Genomic DNA, 2313 nt, shown 5'->3' with positions numbered 1-2313 from the left:
CCCTAAGGCCACTCCGATGCAACTGCCGGGGGGACAAAGCTTTTCGTTCGCAAGGTGCAGCAGTGCACMGCAGAGGATGGTCCATCCAATCCACCCGGACCACAGAAACCTACGAAGTCGGTGCGGCGGGAGTTCGTCTGGATGATTCAAGAATGCACCAACCGCGAAGCCAACCCCAAAAAGCGCGAGCACCATAACGAGCAGTGTTTCCATGGTATCTAACGTAGAAGTCACCGGCGCTGCGCGGCTTTGCCGCACGGCGTCAGTGTGGACTGCCGTGTTAGGAACTCTAGGGCGAACATACGTCTTCCTTTTCTTGCCGACTGACACAGACTTTCACGGTACCTAGGTAATTTGCTGCCGCTGAAAGCCAGCTAACCGGGTCCTCTTCCTCTGCAGAGAACACAAACGCCCCGGGTGCACGGATGTCAAATGGCCTTACCCTCTTGATCATTGATATGACATATGTGCGCCGAGCAGAAGAAATGGCTTTGACGAAGGTAAGTTCCCCCACGTTCTTGTCCTGGAATCTAGAGCAGTAGAACTGTGCATAAGCAAGAGTAAAGATGCCTTCACTACGCGGCTTAGGTGGCACAACATTGGAGTTGGGACAGGCCTTGGCCGTCACACCAAGAGTGAGGCGGATGGCGTTCGTTACAGCATCTTCCGGGGGAGACGGCTCCAGAATGGCTAGAGTGATTGATTCTTTCCATGCAGACCCCTCCTGGTCCAGAGGGGCCCAAGCCGTAAATTCGAGTCCGTCCTTCTTTTGTTCCGCTGCCTTCTTCCATCCCGCCCAAGCGGGTGGGGCATGAATTCGTAGGCCTTCTCGTTCCTGCCCAAATGCATTGCATAGAGGAAGAGCTGCGACTAGCAGTAGTACTAGGCGAACACGCATTTGGAGTTCTTAACGCAATGTATACCGCAAGGTCTGCGGTATAACATCGCGCCTGCGGTATAACCAGGCCACTGAAAACCCAGCCAAGTGCTTGTTATTAAAAGACTTATTGCTCATTTTGAGTTTCGTTCAGATCGATAAAAAGAACACCAAACCCCGCAAACCGATTCTAGGCGGGCAGTGTGGCTACCGCCTCCTCAATATGGACGAGCTAAGCCTAAACAGCCGATTCCGTTGTGTTTGGTCATCCTCGCCCATAAACCGGTGAAAAAAACGCGCTGCCCCGGTCGCCGCTGAATCCCCCCAACAAGACCCCGTCCCGGTGTTGGAGTGAACTCCTTGGTCCAGCCCGAGGGGTTCACTCCATAACTAGATCAGATTTCGACGGATTCAACACGCTAGAGCAAGGGTGCGACTGAAGCCTGGTTTTTGTTAGCCATGGAGCAACCTGCGTTTGAATTCAGCCGACCGACCAGCGCAGCTCGCCAGGGTCGGCTGCAATGACGGGTCGGGCGTCTTAGTGACGGCGGGTTTCCGCAAAGAACTTATCCCTATACGCCGAGGCAGACTCTGGCAATTCCATGACCTCTGCAGCCGCTTCGAGCCGCTTCCAGAATGCCGCCTTGCATGTGAAATCTTCCGCAATGCTGGCAATCTCTTGCAGTGCCAGGCCAAGTTCATTGTGGGCAAGGTATTCATCGAACTGAACCAATGAATACTTCTCTGAGTCCGCGTCTGTAGCCGCCTCAACAAGGTAGCGACGAGCATCTTTCAGGTTTGCTTCAGCAATACCCCAGGTCTTCCATAAACGCGGATTGGTCATGACGCCCAACGTTTGAGCTCAACGGATGGCGGCGGCCGAAGCCCCTCAGAATTAGTCCGCTGGAGTGACGGGTTAGATGTGCCCATGCTCTATAGCTGCCCCACATTCGGGACAGAACTTATCGAGTGGTGCGACCTCATGGCCTCGAATGCATTTTCGGTTTTTCAGCAACCTGGAGTTTTTGATTGCGGAGTACAGCGTTGCAAACGCCGCGCCGTAGAAAACCATCCAATGCCCAGAGAAGAGACGCACTTCGGCGCCGGAATTGGCAGCATTGCTCCCGTCTCTATGGCTGGGTACGTTGCTCATACCTAGAACGAAATTGAGCATCGCGTATCCGAAGAGCCCGTAGATCGCATAGCGTGCCCAAGTTGGGCAGCCCGATAGGGCCAGCTTCCAAAAATCAGAGCGTCTTCCGTGGCGTGACATACGATTGGCGACCAAGACCGTCGGAAGCCACACTACGAAGATGCCGGCGTGCAAACCCCAAACCAGATGTCCACCTGGAATTGGCAGGCCAATCAGGGCTGCCAGGTGACTTCCTACGCTGAGAAGCAGACCAACTGCCGATAGCAGCATGAAGGGATACAAG

General features: G+C 54.3%; 2 protein-coding genes. Both read right to left on the bottom strand.

The window, feature by feature from the left end:
• Positions 1-1415 precede the first annotated feature (1415 nt).
• Positions 1416-1721 carry a hypothetical protein gene (locus AC1DWI_RS20180; RefSeq protein WP_457282158.1) on the bottom strand — a complete coding sequence of 102 codons (306 nt, stop codon included), beginning with the start codon at positions 1719-1721 and terminating at the stop codon, positions 1416-1418.
• 72 nt (positions 1722-1793) lie between these two features.
• The coding region (locus AC1DWI_RS20175) for a hypothetical protein (protein ID WP_477725576.1) at positions 1794-2313 on the bottom strand (520 nt) is incomplete at its 5' end.

Source organism: Polaromonas sp. P3_C2, assembly GCF_056402675.1.
Note: the sequence above shows the minus strand (reverse complement) of the source record. Positions and strands in the feature narration are given on the sequence as shown.

Bases quoted from the DNA above. Each gene is read 5' to 3' on its own strand.
- AC1DWI_RS20180 (WP_457282158.1), bottom strand. From the start codon at position 1,721: ATGACCAATCCGCGTTTATGGAAGACCTGGGGTATTGCTGAAGCAAAC.